The following is an 18,710-nucleotide window of genomic DNA, read 5'->3' as shown; positions in this document are numbered from 1 at the left end:
TACCGGAGGTTATTCCCCATATGGACCCCGACCCGACTGCTTTAGACACTCACTCGGTTCTCCGGTAAAACCTCTCCGCCTGGCGCTGCTGTTTTACCGGTGAAGTACATCACGGTAACCGGTGGCGCGCGCTTCGTCGTTCGCTCCTGCTGCTGAAAAAAAGAATAAGGATCTGCATTGGCAGAGGCTTTTTGGCGTGCCCGCCATCCGCCCGGCCGATGACGATCCCCGTTTACCCGCTGCCGTGAGGCACCGGGCGACGAGGTGCGAACCATGAAACTGAAAAAACTCCCCCGTCAGCTGCTGGGCCTGTTTGCCCGCGGCCTTCCGCGCCGTTTGGTGCGCCGCGACAGCCTGCTGGACAGCGTCGGTGGCGCTACGCGCGATATGCCGGCCGGCCTGGCGCAGCAGCGGCTGGAATGCGCCGCCGCAGAGACGATGCAGCTGTTTGAGCGTTTCCACAGCCACCCGGAAGGCATCACCGCCCATGAGGCGGAACAGGTGCGCCAGCGCTGCGGCGAGAACGTCATCGACGATCAACAGAAAGAGGCCTGGTGGCAACACCTCTGGCACTGCTACCGCAACCCGTTCAACCTGCTGCTGACCGCGCTCGGCATGATCTCTTATGCCACCGAGGATCTCACCGGCGCCTTGGTGATCGCGCTGATGGTGGTGATCTCCACGCTGCTCAACTTCATCCAGGAGGCGCGCTCCAACCGGGCGGCCGACGCGCTGAAGGCCATGGTGAGTAACACCGCCACGGTGATCCGCAGCGATGCGCTCACCGGCAGGAGCGAGCACGTGGAGCTGCCGATCGCGCAGCTGGTGCCGGGCGATATCATCAAGCTGGCGGCCGGCGACATGATCCCGGCGGATCTGCGCGTGCTGTCGGCCAAGGATCTGTTCATCAGCCAGGCGGCGCTGACCGGCGAATCGCTGCCGGTGGAAAAATCCGCGGCGCCGCAGGCGTTGGCGGCCGATCCGCTCGACTGCCAGAACCTGTGTTTCATGGGCACCAACGTGGTCAGTGGCACCGCGCTGGCGATGGTGATCGGCACCGGCGGCAACACCTATTTCGGCCAGCTGGCGCAGCGCGTCACCAGCCAGGATGAGCAGCCGAATGCCTTCCAGAGCGGCATCAGCAAGGTCAGCTGGCTGCTGATCCGCTTTATGCTGGTGATGACGCCGATCGTGCTGTTGATCAACGGCTACACCAAGGGCGATTGGTGGGAAGCGGCGCTGTTCGCGCTGTCGGTAGCGGTCGGGCTGACGCCGGAAATGCTGCCGATGATCGTCACCTCGACGCTGGCCAAAGGGGCGGTGAAGCTGTCGCGCCAGAAGGTGATCGTCAAACGGCTGGACGCCATCCAGAACTTCGGCGCCATGGACATTCTGTGCACCGACAAGACCGGCACCCTGACCCAGGACAAGATCGTGCTGGAGCGCCACACCGACGTGTTCGGCGCCAGCAGCGAGCGGGTGCTGCGCTACGCCTGGCTGAACAGCTTCTACCAGACCGGGTTGAAAAACCTGCTCGACGTGGCGGTGCTGAGCTGCGCGGAGCAAAATCAGCAGCCGGAAGCGCTGCAGCACTACCGCAAGGTGGATGAGATCCCGTTCGACTTCGTGCGCCGCCGCATGTCGGTGGTGGTGGCGAAAGACAACGAGTATCACGAGCTGGTGTGCAAGGGCGCGCTGGAAGAGATGCTGGCGATTTGCAGCCACGTGCGCCACGAAGACGAGGTGATCCCACTCAGCGAGGCGCTGCTGGCGCGCATTCGCCGCATCACCGACGATCTCAACCAACAGGGGCTGCGGGTGGTGGCGGTAGCCAACAAGATCCTGCCGGCGCAAACCCATGAATACGGCGTGGCGGACGAGTCGGATCTGATCCTCGAAGGCTACGTCGCCTTCCTCGATCCGCCGAAGGAGAGCACCGCGCCGGCGCTGGCGGCGCTGAAACAGAACGGCGTCACGGTGAAGATCCTCACCGGCGACAACGAGCTGGTGGCGGCCAAAGTGTGCCGGGACGTCGGGCTGGCGGCCGAGCACCTGCTGCGCGGCAGCGAGATCGAACAGATGGACGACGAACAGCTGGCGCAGGCGGCGGCGCGCACCACGGTATTCGCCAAGCTGACACCGCTGCACAAGGAGCGCATCGTCAAACTGCTGCGCCGCCAGGGGCACGTGGTGGGCTTTATGGGCGATGGCATCAACGACGCGCCGGCGCTGCGCGCGGCTGATATCGGCATCTCCGTCGATTCGGCGGTGGACATCGCCAAGGAAGCGGCGGACATCATCCTGCTGGAAAAAAGCCTGATGGTGTTGGAGCAGGGGGTGATCGAAGGGCGCCGTACCTTCGCCAACATGCTGAAATACATCAAGATGACCGCCAGCTCCAACTTCGGCAACGTGTTCAGCGTGCTGATTGCTAGCGCCTTCCTGCCGTTCCTGCCGATGTTGCCGCTGCACCTGTTGATTCAGAACCTGATGTACGACATCTCGCAGATCGCCATCCCGTTCGATAACGTCGACGAGGATCAGATCACCCAGCCGCAGCGCTGGAACTCCGCCGATCTGGGGCGGTTTATGGTGTTCTTCGGGCCGATCAGTTCAATCTTCGACGTGCTGACCTTCTGCCTGATGTGGTGGGTATTCAAGGCCAATACCCCGGAAATGCAGACGCTGTTCCAGTCCGGCTGGTTCGTGGAAGGGCTGCTGTCGCAAACGCTGATCGTGCACATGATCCGCACGCGCAAAATTCCGTTTATCCAGAGCCGCCCGTCCTGGCCGCTGTGCATCATGACGCTGGCGGTGATCGCCACCGGCATCGGCCTGGTGTTCTCGCCGCTGGCCGGCTTCCTGCAGCTGCAGGCGCTGCCGCTCGGCTACTTCCCGTGGCTGGTGCTGATCCTCGCCGGTTACATGGTGCTGACCCAGTGCGTGAAAGGCTGGTTCGTGCGCCGCTACGGCTGGCAATAACCCGTTCGCCCCCTCCGGCCGGGAGGGGGCAACTGTGATCCCGTCCGCTTTTTCACCGCAACGGTTGGACATCTGTTCTGTGCTGCGTCTTTATCTACAGCGTTGGCTGTTTTCCCCTGCGCCTTTCAAACCAACGCGTTGTTGTTTATCGCCTAGCGGTGGTTTGAAATTCATTGGGGATATTTTGTTTTTTCCTCTGAGGAATTTCCGATGCACAGACCTTTCCGTTATACGCTACTGGCTTCATCGTTATGGTTTTCTTGCGGCGCGCTGGCGCAGCCGGCGGGCGATCTGCCGCTGATGCCCTGGCCGCAGCAGGTGGACGTGACGCAACCGGCGGGCAAGCTGGTGCTGGATCACCGCTTGTCCCTGACGCTGCAGGGTGACGACTTGGGCGACGCGCTGCCGCGCTGGCGCCAGCGCATCGAACTGCAGACCGGCTGGACGCTGGCGCCGGCGGGTGAAGCGAAGGGCGGCGCGACGATCAGGGTGATGATTAAAGACCGGGTGGCGGCGCAGCCGCTGCCGGGCAGCGACGAGAGTTACCGGCTGGCGGTCACGCCGCAGGGTGCCACGCTGACCGCCAACACCCGCTTCGGCGCGCTGCGCGGCATGGAAACCCTGCTGCAGCTGCTGCAGACCGACGGGCAAAACACCTTCCTGCCGCTGGTGGATATCCGCGACGTGCCGCGTTTTCCGTGGCGCGGTGTGCTGCTGGATTCGGCGCGCCATTTCCTGCCGCTGCCGGACATTTTGCGCCAGCTCGACGGCATGGCGGCGGCCAAGCTTAACGTGTTCCACTGGCACCTGACCGACGATCAGGGCTGGCGCTTTGCCTCCGAGCATTACCCCAAACTGCAACAGCAGGCCAGCGACGGCCAGTTCTACACCCGCGAGCAGATGCGGCAGGTGGTAGCTTACGCCACGGCGCGCGGCATTCGCGTGGTGCCGGAGATCGACATGCCGGGGCACGCCTCCAGCATCGCGGTGGCCTATCCCGACCTGATGAGCGCGCCGGGGCCGTATCGCATGGAGCGCGAGTGGGGCGTGCATAAGCCGACGCTCGATCCGACTCGCGACGAGGTGTATCAGTTTGTCGACACGATCGTCGGCGAGCTGGCGGCGATCTTCCCCGATCCTTATCTGCACATCGGCGGCGACGAAGTTGACGCCAGCCAGTGGCGGGCGTCGCCGTCGATTCAGGCGTTTATGCAGAAGAACGGGCTGGCGGATACCCATGCGCTGCAGGCCTACTTCAACCAGAAGCTGGAAAAGATCCTCGAGAAACACCAGCGGCAGATGGTCGGCTGGGATGAGATCTACCATCCGTCGCTGCCGCGCTCGATCGTCATTCAGTCCTGGCAGGGGCAAGACTCGCTGGGCGCCAGCGCGCAGGACGGCTATCAGGGCATTCTTTCCACCGGTTTCTACCTCGATCAGCCGCAAAGCACTGCCTATCACTACCGCAATGAAATTCTGCCGCAGCCGCTGGGGGTCGAGACGGCGGTGCAACCCGGCGAACAGGCGCAAAGCTGGCGTTTCAGCATGCCGCGCCTGAAGGGCAGCGCGGTGGAGGGCAGCTTCACGCTGATCGAGGGCAAGCAGGGCTGGCGCGGCTTTATCGATTTCAACGGCAAATCGCGCCGCGCGGTGCATGACATCGTCTGGCGCACGCCGCAGCAGGTGACGTTCCGCGTCGATACCTGGATGGGCGACACGCGGCCGATGTTCACGCTGCAGCAGGACAAGCTCAGCGGCTATACGTTGATCGGCAACGTGCGTTACCCCACCCGCGGCGACAAGCTGGCGGCGGCGCCGGCGGGCAAGATGCCGGTGGTGCCGGACGAGAAGGGACAGGCCAACATTCTCGGCGGTGAAGCGGCGCTGTGGGCGGAAAACGTCCGTGCGCCGCTGATCGATCTCAAGCTGTGGCCGCGCGCCTTCGCGGTGGCCGAGCGGCTGTGGTCGGCGCAGGATGTCACCGACGAGAGCAACATGTACCGGCGGCTGGCGGCGATCGATGCCTGGTCGGTGGTATCGGTCGGCCTGCAGCAGCACGCGGAAACGGCGCGCGAATTCACCCGGCTGAGCAACAGCGTGCAGATCCTGCCGCTGCAGATCCTGGCCGAGGCGGTGGAGCCGGCGCAGTATTACACCCGCCAGCACCTGAAGTTCCAGGCCGGCAACTATCACCAGTTCGAACCGCTGAACCGCTTTGCCGATGCGCTGCCGCCGGAGAGCGGCGCGGTGCGCGACATGCATGCGCAGGTCGCGGCCTTGTTGAAGGATAAGCGCGATAAGGCGGCGGCGCAGGCGCTGCGCGAACGGCTGCAGCGCTGGCAGGCGAATGGCACGGCGTTGCAAACGGCGATCGCGGGCAACCGCACGTTGCGGGATCTGGCGCCGGTAGCGCAGGACGTCGGTGCCTTGGCCTCGCTGGGCTTAACGCTGCTGGATCGCCATCAGCAGGGCAAACCGCTGAGCCGGGCCGAGGCCGAGCAAGCGCAGCGCCAGCTGGATGCGGCGGCGCAGACGCGCGACGAAGTGGTGATTGCGGCGGTGTACCCGCTGGAGGCGCTGCTGCGGGGGATGCAAATGGCGCCGTAAGGAGAGGTGGCGAAGAAACTGCGGGGCGTATTCCATATCTCGACATTGCGATGTGGTTGAAAGAGCAGAAACGACGGGCTGGTTGTAAAATCCAGCCCGATTTGTTCATTCAATACGGTTTACGCATTCAAGGGATTGATAATGCCGCATGTTTTTAATGTCCGATTGATTGGAGAAGGCGCACTGGCTGCAACCAATGACCTCTTTGCTGAGGCCGGGTATGGCGTCCGGGTGCAAATGATGAATGCTGAAGATTTTGAGTGGTGCGTTGCGTTAGCTCGCCAACAACCCGAAGAGCGCCGTATTCCCTGGGCGTTGAATGGCGCCGCGTTGGGCGATCCTGACGGCTTTATGTTTAGCTTTAAGATACAGGGCATCGATGACCGGCCGGCAGGCGCCTGTCTCTGCCGGTTTTGTCCGGCTGCAGGCGAGCATCTGGCGATGTTAAATATTGAGATGCTGCAGAATTTTCGTATTAGAGACTCGAGCCTTGATGGAAATACGCTACGTTTTGCGCTCTATGTCGCCGTGCTCTTTATGGTGGATACCGCATGCGCAGGTTTGCGCTTAATATCGCCGATTAATACGGAGTTGGCTGATTATTATATAAATCATCATCATTTTGTCGACCTCACCGGGGGGCTCAAACAGATACTTTATCGAGACGCTGAGGCGCTTTTCCTGTGGTTCCAGGAAGGTTTTTCGCCGCCGGCCTCATAATTGAAGGTGGGTGAAATTTGCGCAATAATGGCGAAATGCCGGTAGGGTCACAGGAGGTTCGCATGGTGATAAAGTCAACAAAACGTCAGGTAACACAACCTGCCTCTTATGAGCTGAAGGTGTATAAATTCGGCATGGAAGGTGTAGATGCAGTGAACACCTATACATCTGAACAGATTGACCGCATAACGCCTCGCGGCAAATCGATTTCGGCTTCGCGAGAAGAGGTTATCGCCGTTTTAAAACAGGCGGTTAAACAGGTTAACGCTTCATCCTCTCCGGCTGCTGAAACTCTGGGCTGTGTCCGTCGGCGCCCAGCATTCAAGTAATGTAAAAACGGCCAGTCTGCACTGGCCGTGATTCGCGTGTGTGTCGATTAACGACGCACGGCGATGGCTTCGATTTCGATCTTCACGTCTTTCGGCAGACGCGCCACTTCTACGCAAGAACGGGCCGGGAACGGCGCGCTGTGCTCGGTGAAGAAGGCTTCGTACGCGGCATTGACGGTGGCGAAGTCGTTCAGGTCTTTCACGAACACGGTGGTTTTCACGATGTCGGCAACGATCAGGCCGGCGGCTTCGACGATCGCTTTGACGTTTTCCAGCGACTGGCGCGCCTGAGCGGCCACGTCGTCGGCGACGGCGCCGGTTTTCGGATCGACCGGGATCTGGCCGGAAGTGATGATCATGCTGCCCAGATCAACGCCCTGCACATAAGGACCAATGGCTGCCGGGGCGAGTTCAGTGCTGATGTTACGTGACATGTTTTCTCCTGATAGACCCGTTGTCTTTCACGCCGCCGCGCGGTCGGCCGCAGCGTAAAATTCGGTGGGTAGCAACGTGGGTAGAGTTATTTTCAGGCATCCATTATAGGGAGTGGCGCGCAGATTAACAGCGCCGCTCCCGCTAAAGGGGCAGAATTCAGTCGGCCTGCAGCACCACCTGATGCTCGAACTCTTTTTCGCAGTAGCGGCACTTCAGGTGCACTTCGCCGTCGCGCGGCTTCACGCTGAAGCTCGACGCCACCGGCTCGCTGCGGCTGATGCAGTTGCTGTTCGGGCAGGTCAGCACGCCGTCGATGTGGTCCGGCAGGCTGAGGGTCAGTTTGCGCACCACTTCATAGTTATCGATGCGGTTTACCGTGGCCTTCGGCGCGTACATCGCCAGCTGGTTGGCCTGCTGCTCGGTCAGGAAGGTGTTCTCGATCTTGATCAGATCCTTGCGGCCCAGCTCGTTGGAGGGCAGGTTCAGGCCAATGGTGATGCGCTGGTCGGTGGCGGTCAGCTTGAACAGCGTCAGCAGTTTGAAACCGATCTGCGCCGGAATGTGGTCGATCACCGTGCCGCATTTGATCGCTTCGACCTGCAGTTTGTTGTCGTGAGTCATGGCGGTTCCCCCTTAAAGATCCAAATCTGCGTTGAGCACCAGCGCCAGCAGCGCCTGGCGGGCGAAGATGCCGTTGCCCGCCTGCTGGAAGTAGTAAGCGTACGGCGTTTTATCCACGTCGGTGGCGATCTCGTCGATGCGCGGCAGCGGGTGCAGCACCTTGAGGTTGGCGCGCGCGCCGGCCAGATCCGCAGCGCGCAGGACGAACTGCGCCTTCACGTTGGCATACTCGGACGGATCGAGGCGCTCTTTCTGCACCCGGGTCATGTAGAGAATATCCAGCTCCGGCACCACTTCTTCAATGCTGCTGTGCAGGCTGTACTCGATGCCTTTCTCTTCCAGCATTTTCAGGATGTAGGCCGGCATCGCCAGCGCGTCCGGGGCGATGAAGTAGAAGCGGTTGCCTTCGAACTTGGCCAGCGCCTGGGTGAGCGAGTGTACGGTACGGCCGTACTTCAGGTCGCCGACCATGGCGATGCTGAGGTTGCTCAGGCGGCCCTGGGTTTCCTGGATGGTGAACAGATCCAGCAGGGTCTGGGTCGGGTGCTGGTTGGCGCCGTCGCCGGCGTTGAGCACCGGCACATTGCCGGAGAATTCAGCGGCCATGCGCGCCGCGCCTTCCTGCGGGTGGCGCATCACGATGGCGTCCACGTAGGTGCTGATCACCGAGATGGTATCGGCCAGGGTTTCGCCTTTCTTGCCGAGCGAGGTGTTGCTGCCGTCGGCGAAGCCCACCACCGAGGCGCCGAGGCGGTGCATCGAGGTTTCGAACGACAGGCGGGTACGGGTCGAGGCTTCAAAGAAGCAGCTGGCGATCACCTTGTGTTTCAACAGTTCCGGCTGCGGGTTGGCTTTCAGACCGGCGGCGGTGCGCAGCACCAGCTCCAGATCCTCGCGGCTGAGATCGTTAATAGAGATGATGTGTTTGTGATACAGCGGGTTGGCCATTTTTCACTCCTCCTCGACGCGTGCCCGTGGCGCGGGACTTTGGGTATGCCCTTTATCTTTCAAGCCGCAGCGGCGTTGGCTGCCCGCCGTCACCCCAGTAACTTAGTTGTCTAAGCTCCTGGGGACTCCAGCGGTTGCCGCCTGGCTGCGCCCCGAAATCTTTCGGGCATAATTTTTTAAGGCAAAAAAAAGCCCCTCAATGAGGGGCTTGAAACGATCGGTTTAGCAACAGGAGAAACAACGGCAGCTGGCCGCCGATAGGCAGTCGGTTTTGTCGATTGCGGCTAACAAAACAAACGTCGTTTTTCATGCTTTCTCCTGGCAAATTGTGGCGCATTATACTCGCGCTTTTCGCCACTGCAAGCGTTAAAACGCCGTTTTTTGCCGCCCCGCAATCGATTGGCCGGCGATGGCCGTCCGCGGGCTATTTGCTGACGCGATCGTAGTAGACCATGTCGGCGTTCAGCCCCTGCTGGTAGCCTTTGACGTTGTCGCGCAGCACCACTTCGGTTTTGGCCTGATCGATAAACACGTACGGCGAACTGCGCTGCAGCTCCTGCTGCATGGCGGTGTACAGCGCGCGGCGCTTGGCCGGATCGGCTTCGGCCAGCGCCGCCAGCGTCTGCTTATTCAACTGCGGAATCTGCCAGCCGTTCAGCCCGGCCACCGTGCTGCTCTTGCCGTCGTTGTAGGCGAAGGCGCTGGCGTTGGAGTGGGCGTCGAAGTAATCCGGGATCCACAGGCGGATCGCCGCCTGATGCTGCCTGGTGCGCACGCGGGAGTAAACCTGGCTACCCGCGGCCGGCAGCAGCTCGACCTTCACGCCGGCGGCGGCGAAGCTGCCCTGCAGCGCCTGCGCGATGGTGATGAACGGCGGTTTGTTCTCTACGTCCAGCGTAAAGGCGGCGTGGGTGATGCCCGCCTTGGCCAGGATGGCTTTCGCCTTGGCCGGATCATAGCTGAACGGGTTGGTCTCCAGCGCGCCCGGCAGCCCGACCGGCAGGAAGCTCTGGTGCACGAAGTATTGGCCCTTCAGCAGATCCTGGGTGATGCCCTGATAATCCACCAGATAGCGCGCCGCTTCCCAGAAGGCCGGGTTGTTCAGCAGCGGATTGGCGCCGTTGCCGGTGTTGAACACCAGGTAGTTTTGCTCGGCGGACGGGATCTCCAGCACCTTGACGCCCGGCTGGTTTTTCAGCGTGTCGGTCTGATCGGCGCCCAGTTCGCGGGCGATATCGGCGTCGCCCTGCTGGATCAGCAGGCGGCGGGTGGCCGGATCCGGCACGTTTTTAATGATGATGTTTTTCAGCTGCGGCTTGTCGCCCGGCGAGGTGGGGTTGGCGTCCAGCACGATCGCCTGATGCGGCTGATAGACGCGCATCTTGAACGGGCCGCTGCCGGCGGAGTGCATCTTCAGCCAGGCGTTGCCGAAGTCGCCGTCTTTGACATTGGCCAGCGCCGCCTTGCTGTCGACGATCGAGGCGATCGGCGTCGAGAGGATATTCAGCGCCACCGCCGGGCTGACGTCCGCCGTCCAGCGCAGCTGCACGGTATGTTCGTCAATCTTCTTCAGCTGTGCGTCAATGTTGTCCGGCTGCCAGCCGAGCACGTTGAGGATGAACGCCGGCGATTTGTTCATTTTGACCGCGCGGCTGTAGGAAAAGATCACGTCGTCGGCGGTCAGCGGGTTGCCGGAGGCAAACGTCGCCTGCGGCCGCAGTTTCACCGTCAGCGTTTTGGCCGCCGCATCGCTCTGCCAGCTTTCCGCCAGCACCGGCGCCACCTTGGCCGGATCGTCGCGATCCGCCTGCACCAAGCGCTGGTACAGGCTGGGCACCGTCTGGATGCTGGATAGTTCGTTGGCTTCCGCCGGATCGAGGCTGACGATGTCATCCAGCGATTGCACCACCACCAGCGTATTCGGCGGCGTGGCGGCTAACGCGGCGGCGGGTAGGGCGGCGAGCAGGAACAGCGGCAAGAGTTTGGTTTTCATCGGTGTGTATCCCCCGAAGGCGCCGCCAGGCGGCGCTGAGAACGGTTTGTTATCGTTGGTTTTTATGGCGCGGGCGCCGTCGGCCTGTCACGGTAGAACCTTTGCCGGCGGCGGGCAAAGGCCAATCCGCTATTTGATATTCCAGGAATATATTAGCCGCCCTGGCCGGGGGCGCCAGGGCGGAGGGGGGACAATCAGAGGGTTTCGCTCAGCGTGGCGACCAGTACCGCCTTGATGGTGTGCAGCCGGTTTTCCGCCTGATCGAACACCACACTGTGCGCCGATTCGAACACCTCGTCGGTCACTTCCATGCCGCCGTGCAGGTCGTACTGCTGCGCCATCTGCTTGCCGAGCGTAGTTTGGTCGTCGTGGAACGCCGGCAGGCAGTGCAGGAACTTCACGTTCGGGTTGCCGGTCAGCTTCAGCATCGCCATGTTGACCTGATATGGCCGTAGCAGCGCGATACGCTCCTGCCAGGTCTCTTTCGGTTCGCCCATCGAGACCCAGACGTCGGTGTAGAGGAAGTCGGCGTCTTGCACCCCTTCGGCGATGTCTTCGGTCAGGGTGAGTTTCGCGCCGGTTTGCTGTGCCAGTGCCTGGCACTCGGCCACCAGCTCCGGCTGCGGCCAGCAGGCCTTCGGTGCCACCAGCCGCAGATCCATGCCCGCCAGCGCGGCGGCTTCCAGCAGCGTGTTGCCCATGTTGTTGCGCGCGTCGCCGATGTACGCCAGCTTCACTTCGCTCAGCGCCTTGCCCGGCAGATGCTCTTGCACGGTGAGCAGATCCGCCAACAGCTGAGTAGGGTGGAACTCGTCGGTCAGGCCGTTCCACACCGGCACGCCGGCGTGTTGCGCCAGGGTTTCCACCAGCGCCTGGCCGTAGCCGCGATACTGAATACCGTCGTACAGGCGGCCCAGCACCCGGGCGGTGTCTTTCATCGACTCTTTATGGCCGATCTGGCTGCCGCTTGGGCCGAGATAGGTCACCTGTGCGCCCTGATCGAATGCGGCAACTTCGAAAGAGCATCGCGTACGGGTCGAGTCTTTTTCGAAGATGAGCGCAATGTTTTTGCCCTGCAGCCGGCGCTGTTCCTGCCCCAGCTTTTTGGCCTGTTTCAGATCGGCCGCCAGTTTCAGCAGCGCCTGCAGTTCGGCGGGGGTGAAATCCATTAACCTCAGAAAGTGACGTTGGTAGAACGCATTGCCGGTGCTCATAGTCCGATTCCCTGATTGTGTAATTGAATTAAAATTCACTTTATATGTATGAATATTCAATTTCAACCCCAGCATGGAAATCTTTCACGTTTATCGTGGAAGCAACGTCGGCGGTGTGTGAAAATAGAAGGAATGAAGGCCATTTGACTTGAGGATATAGGCATGGCAAACCGCGAATTGCTGGAAGAACAACGTGAAGAGACCCGCCTGATCATCGAAGAACTGCTGGAAGACGGCAGCGATCCGGACGCGCTCTACACCATCGAGCACCATCTGTCCGCCGAGAAATTTGAGGTTCTGGAGCAGGCCGCCGTTGAAGCCTTCAAGCTGGGCTACGAAGTGACCGACGCCGAAGAGCTGGAAGTGGAAGACGGTTCGCTGGTGATGTGCTGCGACGTGATCAGCGAAGTCGGCCTGAACGCCGAGCTGATTGACGCCCAGGTAGAGCAGCTGGTGGCGCTGGCGGAACGCTGCGGCGTCAACTACGACGGCTGGGGCACCTACTTTGAAGATCCGAACGGTGAAGACGGTGAGGATGACGAAGACGGCGACTACATCGACGAAGACGGCGACTACATCGACGAAGACGACGACGGCAAACGCCACTGATTAACCCCGCTTATTCACCTGGGCCGGCTCTCGCCGGCCCCTGATAAACGCCATGACATACCAATCCCTGTTAGCCCCGATTTTAAGCTTCCTGCACTGTGAAACTCCTGACGCCTGGATCGATGCCGCGCGCCGTCCGGAAAACCTGCAGCTGTTGCTGACCGACCACCTGGTGTGCGAGCTGAAAGCCGCGCAGACCGGCATGTGGCTGATCCGCCGCTACGTGGCGGACAAAGAGAGCGGCGACGCGCTGTTGGCGCTGCTGCGGCCCTATGAGGCGTTTCTGCACGAGGCGCAGGGCGCGCCGGACACGCTGTTCCGCCAGGGCCAGTTTACCCGCAAGATCCTGCCGAAAAACGGCTCGGCCTACGGCCAGGATCTGGCGGATCGCATGGTGCTGTTGATCAAGGAAGAGTTGCACCACTTCTCGCAGGTGCTGGAGATCATGCAGGCGCGCGGGATCCCGTATCGCAAGATCACCGCCAGCCGCTACGCTAAGGGGATGATCCGCGAGATCCGCACCCACGATCCGGCGACGCTGATCGACAAACTGATCTGCGGTGCTTACATCGAAGCGCGATCCTGCGAGCGCTTCGCCAAACTGGCGCCGCACCTGGACGACGAGCTGAACCGCTTTTACGTCTCGCTGCTGCGATCCGAAGCGCGCCACTATCAGGACTACCTGACGCTGGCCGAGCAGATAGCCGGCGGCGACATCAGCGAACGGGTGGCGCATTTCGGCCGCCTCGAAGCTGAACTGATCCTGTCGCCGGACAGCGAGCTGCGCTTCCACAGCGGCGTGCCCGCCGCCGCCTGAGGTTGAGGGGCGCCCCTACTGCGGCGCGCCCAGCAACAGATCCACCGCCTTTTCCGCCAGCATGATGGTCGGCGCATTGGTGTTGCCGCTGGTGAGCTGCGGCATCACCGAGCAGTCGATCACCCGCAGCTGTTCAAAACCGTGCACCCGCAGCTGCGGATCGGTCACCGCGTCCTGCGGCGACGGCCCCATGCGGCAGCTGCCCACCGGGTGATACACCGTCTTGCAGAAGTTGCGCACGAACTCTTCCAGCTGCGCCTCGTCGCGCGTCCACTCCGGCTGCGGCATCAGCAGATCTTTGATCAGCGGCTTCAGCGCCGCGGTTTGCAGGAAGTCCAGCCCGAACTTCACCGCGCGCACGCTGCCGGCCAGATCGTCCGGGTGGCCGAGGTAGTTGGCGTGCAGCTTGACCGGATCGCGCGGGTTGCTGCTGCGCAGCTGCACTTCGCCGCGCGCCTTCGGCTGCAGGTAGCCGACCTTGAGCGTGAAGCCGTGAATGTTCGGCAGCGGCTCGCCGGGCACGTCGTCCCAGCTGTCCAGCAGCGGCAGGAAGTGGATCTGCACGTCCGGCCGGCCGTCGCCCTGGCTGTCGGTGAAGGCGGCGCCTTCCAGCACGTTGGACGAGAGCACCCCGCTGCGAAACGCCAGCCACTGCGCGCCGTGGCTCAGCGCCTGCAGGCCGCGGTCGGCGCCGAACAGGCTGATCGGCTCGCGGGTGCTGACGTTGATCGACATGTGCAGGTGGTCGTGGAAGTTTTTACCCACCGGCAGATCCGCCCGCACCTCAATGCCCAGTTGCTGCAGGTGGTCGCGCGGGCCGATGCCGGACAGCATCAGCAGCTTCGGCGAACCGACCGCGCCGGCGCTGACGATCACCTCTTTGGTGGCGCGCGCGGTGACTTCCGCGCCGCCGTTCTGGCTGTAGACCACGCCGGTGGCGATGTTGCCCTCAAAGGTCAGCCGGTGCGCCAAGGCGTTCAGTTTCACCACCAGCCGCCGTTCGTCACGCACCGCCTTCAGGTAGGTGCGGGCGGTGCTGGCACGTTCGCCGTTGTGGGTGGTGGTTTGGTAGAAACCGACGCCGTGCTGGCTGTCGCCGTTGAAGTCGTTGCGATAGGGCAGGTTCAACTCCTGGCCGGCGCGGATAAACGCCATGCTGAGCGGGTGGCGATAGCGGTTTTCGCTGACCGGCAGCAGCCCGTCGGCGCCGTGGTAGTCGTCGGACAGGCTTTCGTTGGCCTCGGCGCGTTTGAAGTAGGGCAGCACCTCCCGGTAGCTCCAGCCGGTGCAGCCGTAGCGTTCGGCCCAGTCATCGTAGTCCTGCGGCTGGCCGCGCAGGTAGATCATGCCGTTGACCGAGCTGCTGCCGCCCAGCACCTTGCCCTGCGCGATTTGCATGCGGCGGTTATTGGCATGAGGTTCCGGTTCCGTCTCGTAGGGCCAGCTCTTTTTGGCGATGATCTTGGCCACCCCGGCCGGCATCTTGATGAACAGGTTATTGTCGTCGCCGCCGGCTTCCAGCAGCAGCACCCGCGCCTGGGTGCGGCGGATCAGCTGCGCCGCCAGCACGCAGCCGGCGGATCCGGCGCCGACGATGATGTAATCAAAGGTATTTTCCGACATGACAGCTCTCCGTGCGCGATTGGGATACTGGCAGAGTAACGCGGGGGAAAAAGCGGTCAATTTGCGATCGTTAATTTATTAACGAACTTCACATTAAATTTACATCATGGTTTTTAACGTCAGTTTATCTGCTTGAAAAACGGCGTTATAGCGAGTTTTACTGATTGATTGCGATATTAATAAAATGGCGCAGCACGCTGCGCCATGATAGAGAGACGGGGGACGATTACAGCGTTTTCAGCATGGTGACTTCGCAATCGACGTGGCCGGTGGCGCCCATTGCGTGGTCGATGTGTTCGAAGCCCAGATGTTCGTACAGCGCAACGGCCTGCGTCAGGCTGGCGGTGGTCTCGAGGTAACAACAGCGGAAGCCGTGCTGGCGGGCGAAATCCAGCGCCTGCAGCGCCAGGCGTTTCGCCAATCCCTTGCCGCGCAACACCGGTAGGAAATACATCTTCTGCAATTCGCAAATATCGTCTGCGCCGCCCTGCAGCGGCGCGATGCCGCCGCCGCCGGCGACCTGGCCGTCCACCTCGATCACCCAGTAAGCGCTGCGCGGCAGGCTGTAGAGCTGATACAGGGCGTCCAGATTGGGATCGGAGACGGTATAGCCTTTATCCGCCGTCAGGCCGTGCTCGGCGGAGACTTCGCGAATGACGTGAGCAATGGCGGGATTATCTTCCGCCGTGATGGGGCGCACCAGCAGGCGCGCCGGGGTTGCTGTTGTCATGTTTACACTCGCCATTGAAAGAGACCACGTTCGTTTTTCGTTTTTATCGCAGCACGAAACGCGCCGGGGATTATTTCCCGGCGGCGTCCCTGCAGCAGTAATATCTTGTAATAACATCTAACCCGGCCCGGATGCAACGGCGATAAAAAAACAGCGGGGAAGACCCCGCTGTTTTTCAGGCGTTGGCGTGAGCCGGTGGATTACAGCGCGGCGATGGTCGCCTGCTGTTCCTGCAGCTTCACTTTGCCTTCTTTGCAGGCCGCCAGACGATCGCGCTCTTTGGCGACCACCGCCTCCGGCGCGCGCGCCACGAAGCCTTCGTTCGCCAGCTTGCCTTCGATCGAAGCGATTTCCGCATCCAGTTTGCCCATCTCTTTGGCCAGACGCGCGATCTCGGCGTCCTTGTCGATGAAACCGGCCATCGGGATCAGCAGCTCGGCGCCGTCCACCAGCTTGGTGACGGAGACCGGGCCTTTCTCACCGGCAGGCAGCAGCGCGATGGATTCCAGGCGCGCCAGACGGGCGATAAAGCTTTGGTTCTCCTGCACGCGGCGCTGGGCGTCGGCGCTGCAGTTGCGCAGCAGCACGTCGAGCGCTTTGCTTGGCGCGATGTTCATCTCGGCGCGGATGTTGCGCACGGCGATGATGGTTTGCTTGATCCACTCCAGATCGTTCAGCGCCTGCTCGTCTTCCAGCGCGGCGTCGTAGGCCGGGAACGGCTGCAGCATGATGGTGTCTGCGGTCGTGCCGGTCAGCGGCTTCACGCGCTGCCAGATGGTTTCGGTGATGAACGGAATGATCGGGTGCGCCAGGCGCAGCAGCGCTTCCAGCACGGTGATCAGCGTGTGGCGGGTGCCGCGCTGTTCCGCTTCGCTGCCGTTGCTCACCACCGGCTTGGTCAGCTCCAGATACCAGTCGCAGAACTGGTTCCAGGTGAATTCGTACAGGATGTTGGCCGCCAGATCGAAGCGGTAGGTATCCAGCGCTTCGCGGTAGGCTTTCACCGTGCGGTTGAATTCGGCCAGGATCCAGCGATCCGCCAGCGACAGCACTTTCTCGCCGCCGTTGAAGCCGCAGTCGTGCGCTTCGGTGTTCATCAGCACGAAGCGGCTGGCGTTCCACAGCTTGTTACAGAAGTTGCGGTAGCCTTCCAGGCGCTTCATGTCCCAGTTGATGTCGCGGCCGGTCGAGGCCAGTGCCGCCAGGGTGAAGCGCAGGGCGTCGGTGCCGTGCGGCTCGATGCCGTTCGGGAACTGCTTCTCGGTACGCTTGCGGATTTTCTCCGCCAGCTGCGGCTGCATCATGTTGCCGGTGCGTTTTTCCAGCAGATCTTCCAGCGAGATGCCGTCGACCATGTCCAGCGGGTCGATCACGTTGCCTTTGGACTTGGACATCTTCTGGCCTTCGTCGTCACGGATCAGGCCGGTCATGTAGACGGTCTTGAACGGCACCTGCGGCTTGCCGTTTTCATCCTTGATGAAGTGCATGGTCAGCATGATCATGCGCGCGATCCAGAAGAAGATGATGTCGAAGCCGCTGACCATCACGCTGGTCGGGTGGAAGGTTTTCAGCGCCTCGGTCTGCTCCGGCCAGCCCAGGGTAGAGAAGGTCCACAGGCCGGACGAGAACCAGGTGTCCAGCACGTCTTCGTCCTGGGTCAGCACCACGTCGGCGCCCAGGTTGTTCTCGCTGCGCACTTCTTCTTCGCTGCGGCCCACGTAGACTTTGCCGTTCACGTCGTACCAGGCCGGGATGCGGTGGCCCCACCACAGCTGACGCGAGATGCACCAGTCCTGAATGTCGCGCATCCAGCTGAAGTACATGTTTTCGTACTGCTTCGGCACGAACTGGATGTCGCCCTGTTCGACCGCTTCCACCGCCACTTTGGCCAGCGGCGCGGTGCGCACGTACCATTGATCGGTCAGCATCGGCTCGATCACCACGCCGCCGCGGTCGCCGTAAGGCACCGTCAGGTCGTGCGGTTTGATCTCGTCCAGCAGGCCCAACTGATCGAAGGCGGCAACCACCGCTTTACGCGCCGCGAAGCGCTCCAGGCCGCGGAACTCGGCCGGGATCTCGCTGCAGTAGTCGGTGCAGACTTCGCCCAGGGTGTTGAACACTTCCGCTTCCTGACGGATGTCGCCGTCGAAGGTCAGAATGTTGATCATCGGCAGGCCGTGGCGTTTGCCGACTTCGTAGTCGTTGAAATCGTGCGCCGGGGTGATCTTCACGCAGCCGGTGCCTTTTTCCATATCGGCGTGTTCGTCGCCGACGATGCGGATGCGGCGGCCGACCAGCGGCAGAATGATCTCTTTGCCGATCAGATCTTTATAGCGCGGATCTTCCGGGTTGACCGCCACACCGGTATCGCCCAGCACGGTTTCCGGACGGGTGGTGGCGACCACCAGATAGTCATTGCCCTCGGCGGTTTTCGCGCCGTCGGCCAGCGGGTAGCGCAGGTGCCACATGGAACCTTTGGATTCGCGGTTTTCCACTTCCAGATCGGAGATGGCGGTGCGCAGTTTCGGATCCCAGTTCACCAGACGCTTGCCGCGGTAGATCAGGTCTTCTTTGTGCAGACGGACAAACACTTCGCGCACCGCGTTCGACAGGCCTTCGTCCATGGTGAAGCGCTCGCGCTCCCAGTCCACGGAGTTGCCCAGACGGCGCATCTGGCGGGTGATGGTGCCGCCGGATTCCGCCTTCCACTGCCAGATTTTGTCGATGAACGCGTCACGGCCGTAGTCGTGGCGGGTTTTGCCTTCTTCCGCGGCGATCTTGCGCTCCACCACCATCTGGGTGGCGATGCCGGCGTGGTCGGTGCCCGCCTGCCACAGGGTGTTTTTACCCTGCATGCGCTGATAGCGAATCATGGTGTCCATGATGGTCTGCTGGAACGCGTGGCCCATGTGCAGGCTGCCGGTGACGTTCGGCGGCGGGATCATGATGCAGAAGCTTTCCTGGCTGGTGTCGCCGTTCGGCTTGAAGTAACCCTGATTCTCCCAGTGATCGTACAGCTTCTGTTCGATCTGTTTTGGGTCGTATGCGGTGTCGAGCTGACTGTTTGTCTTTTCCATTCTTT

The 18,710-nt window shown here is 61.8% G+C and carries 14 protein-coding genes; 6 read left to right on the top strand and 8 right to left on the bottom strand.

Annotated elements, in window-relative coordinates; all coding sequences use genetic code 11:
• Positions 1-273: 273 nt before the first annotated feature.
• The 4 genes from mgtA (at position 274) to FHU12_RS19285 (ending at position 6,638) form a co-directional block, all read left to right on the top strand.
• The gene (gene mgtA / locus FHU12_RS19300; RefSeq protein ID WP_141971240.1) at positions 274-2,982 is read left to right on the top strand and encodes a magnesium-translocating P-type ATPase; all 2,709 of its coding nucleotides are present in this window, start codon (positions 274-276) and stop codon (positions 2,980-2,982) included.
• 210 nt (positions 2,983-3,192) lie between these two features.
• Positions 3,193-5,589, top strand: coding sequence for a family 20 glycosylhydrolase (locus FHU12_RS19295; protein ID WP_141971238.1), 2,397 nt, complete (start codon positions 3,193-3,195; stop codon positions 5,587-5,589).
• Between the two features lie 141 nt (positions 5,590-5,730).
• Complete coding sequence (locus tag FHU12_RS19290) at positions 5,731-6,309, top strand: hypothetical protein (RefSeq protein WP_047569570.1); 579 nt, start codon at positions 5,731-5,733, stop codon at positions 6,307-6,309.
• A gap of 62 nt (positions 6,310-6,371) precedes the next feature.
• The gene (locus FHU12_RS19285) at positions 6,372-6,638 is read left to right on the top strand and encodes a hypothetical protein (RefSeq protein WP_141971236.1); all 267 of its coding nucleotides are present in this window, start codon (positions 6,372-6,374) and stop codon (positions 6,636-6,638) included.
• A gap of 47 nt (positions 6,639-6,685) precedes the next feature.
• Here FHU12_RS19285 and ridA read toward each other — a convergent pair whose 3' ends face one another.
• From ridA to argF, 5 genes are all read right to left on the bottom strand, one after another.
• Complete coding sequence (gene ridA / locus FHU12_RS19280; RefSeq protein ID WP_004933379.1) at positions 6,686-7,072, bottom strand: 2-iminobutanoate/2-iminopropanoate deaminase; 387 nt, start codon at positions 7,070-7,072, stop codon at positions 6,686-6,688.
• Positions 7,073-7,229: 157 nt separating this feature from the next.
• Positions 7,230-7,694, bottom strand: a complete 465-nt coding sequence (gene pyrI, locus FHU12_RS19275; RefSeq protein ID WP_038879023.1) for an aspartate carbamoyltransferase regulatory subunit — start codon at positions 7,692-7,694, stop codon at positions 7,230-7,232.
• Positions 7,695-7,706: 12 nt separating this feature from the next.
• Positions 7,707-8,642, bottom strand: a complete 936-nt coding sequence (gene pyrB, locus FHU12_RS19270; RefSeq protein ID WP_141971234.1) for an aspartate carbamoyltransferase — start codon at positions 8,640-8,642, stop codon at positions 7,707-7,709.
• 424 nt (positions 8,643-9,066) lie between these two features.
• The gene (locus tag FHU12_RS19265) at positions 9,067-10,635 is read right to left on the bottom strand and encodes an ABC transporter substrate-binding protein (RefSeq protein WP_141971232.1); all 1,569 of its coding nucleotides are present in this window, start codon (positions 10,633-10,635) and stop codon (positions 9,067-9,069) included.
• 194 nt (positions 10,636-10,829) lie between these two features.
• Entirely contained in the window at positions 10,830-11,849 is a 1,020-nt protein-coding gene (argF, locus tag FHU12_RS19260; RefSeq protein WP_141971230.1) for an ornithine carbamoyltransferase, read from the bottom strand.
• A 162-nt stretch (positions 11,850-12,011) separates the two neighbouring features.
• Between argF and rraB the strand changes: the two genes are divergently transcribed.
• Positions 12,012-12,458: a ribonuclease E inhibitor RraB gene (gene rraB, locus FHU12_RS19255; RefSeq protein ID WP_141971228.1), complete on the top strand. Its 447-nt coding sequence runs from the start codon at positions 12,012-12,014 to the stop codon at positions 12,456-12,458.
• Positions 12,459-12,510: 52 nt separating this feature from the next.
• Positions 12,511-13,275, top strand: coding sequence for a tRNA isopentenyl-2-thiomethyl-A-37 hydroxylase MiaE (gene miaE / locus FHU12_RS19250; RefSeq protein ID WP_015376459.1), 765 nt, complete (start codon positions 12,511-12,513; stop codon positions 13,273-13,275).
• A gap of 15 nt (positions 13,276-13,290) precedes the next feature.
• Here miaE and FHU12_RS19245 read toward each other — a convergent pair whose 3' ends face one another.
• The 3 genes from FHU12_RS19245 to FHU12_RS19235 form a co-directional block, all read right to left on the bottom strand.
• On the bottom strand, positions 13,291-14,898 hold the full coding sequence (locus FHU12_RS19245) for a GMC family oxidoreductase (protein WP_141971225.1): 1,608 nt from the start codon (positions 14,896-14,898) through the stop codon (positions 13,291-13,293).
• A 226-nt stretch (positions 14,899-15,124) separates the two neighbouring features.
• Complete coding sequence (locus tag FHU12_RS19240) at positions 15,125-15,628, bottom strand: GNAT family N-acetyltransferase (protein WP_004933360.1); 504 nt, start codon at positions 15,626-15,628, stop codon at positions 15,125-15,127.
• Positions 15,629-15,828: 200 nt separating this feature from the next.
• Complete coding sequence (locus FHU12_RS19235) at positions 15,829-18,705, bottom strand: valine--tRNA ligase (protein WP_141971223.1); 2,877 nt, start codon at positions 18,703-18,705, stop codon at positions 15,829-15,831.
• Positions 18,706-18,710 lie beyond the last annotated feature (5 nt).

This window comes from Serratia marcescens (assembly GCF_006715005.1).
GTDB classification, from domain to species: Bacteria; Pseudomonadota; Gammaproteobacteria; order Enterobacterales; family Enterobacteriaceae; genus Serratia; species Serratia montpellierensis.
Note: the sequence above shows the minus strand (reverse complement) of the source record. Positions and strands in the feature narration are given on the sequence as shown.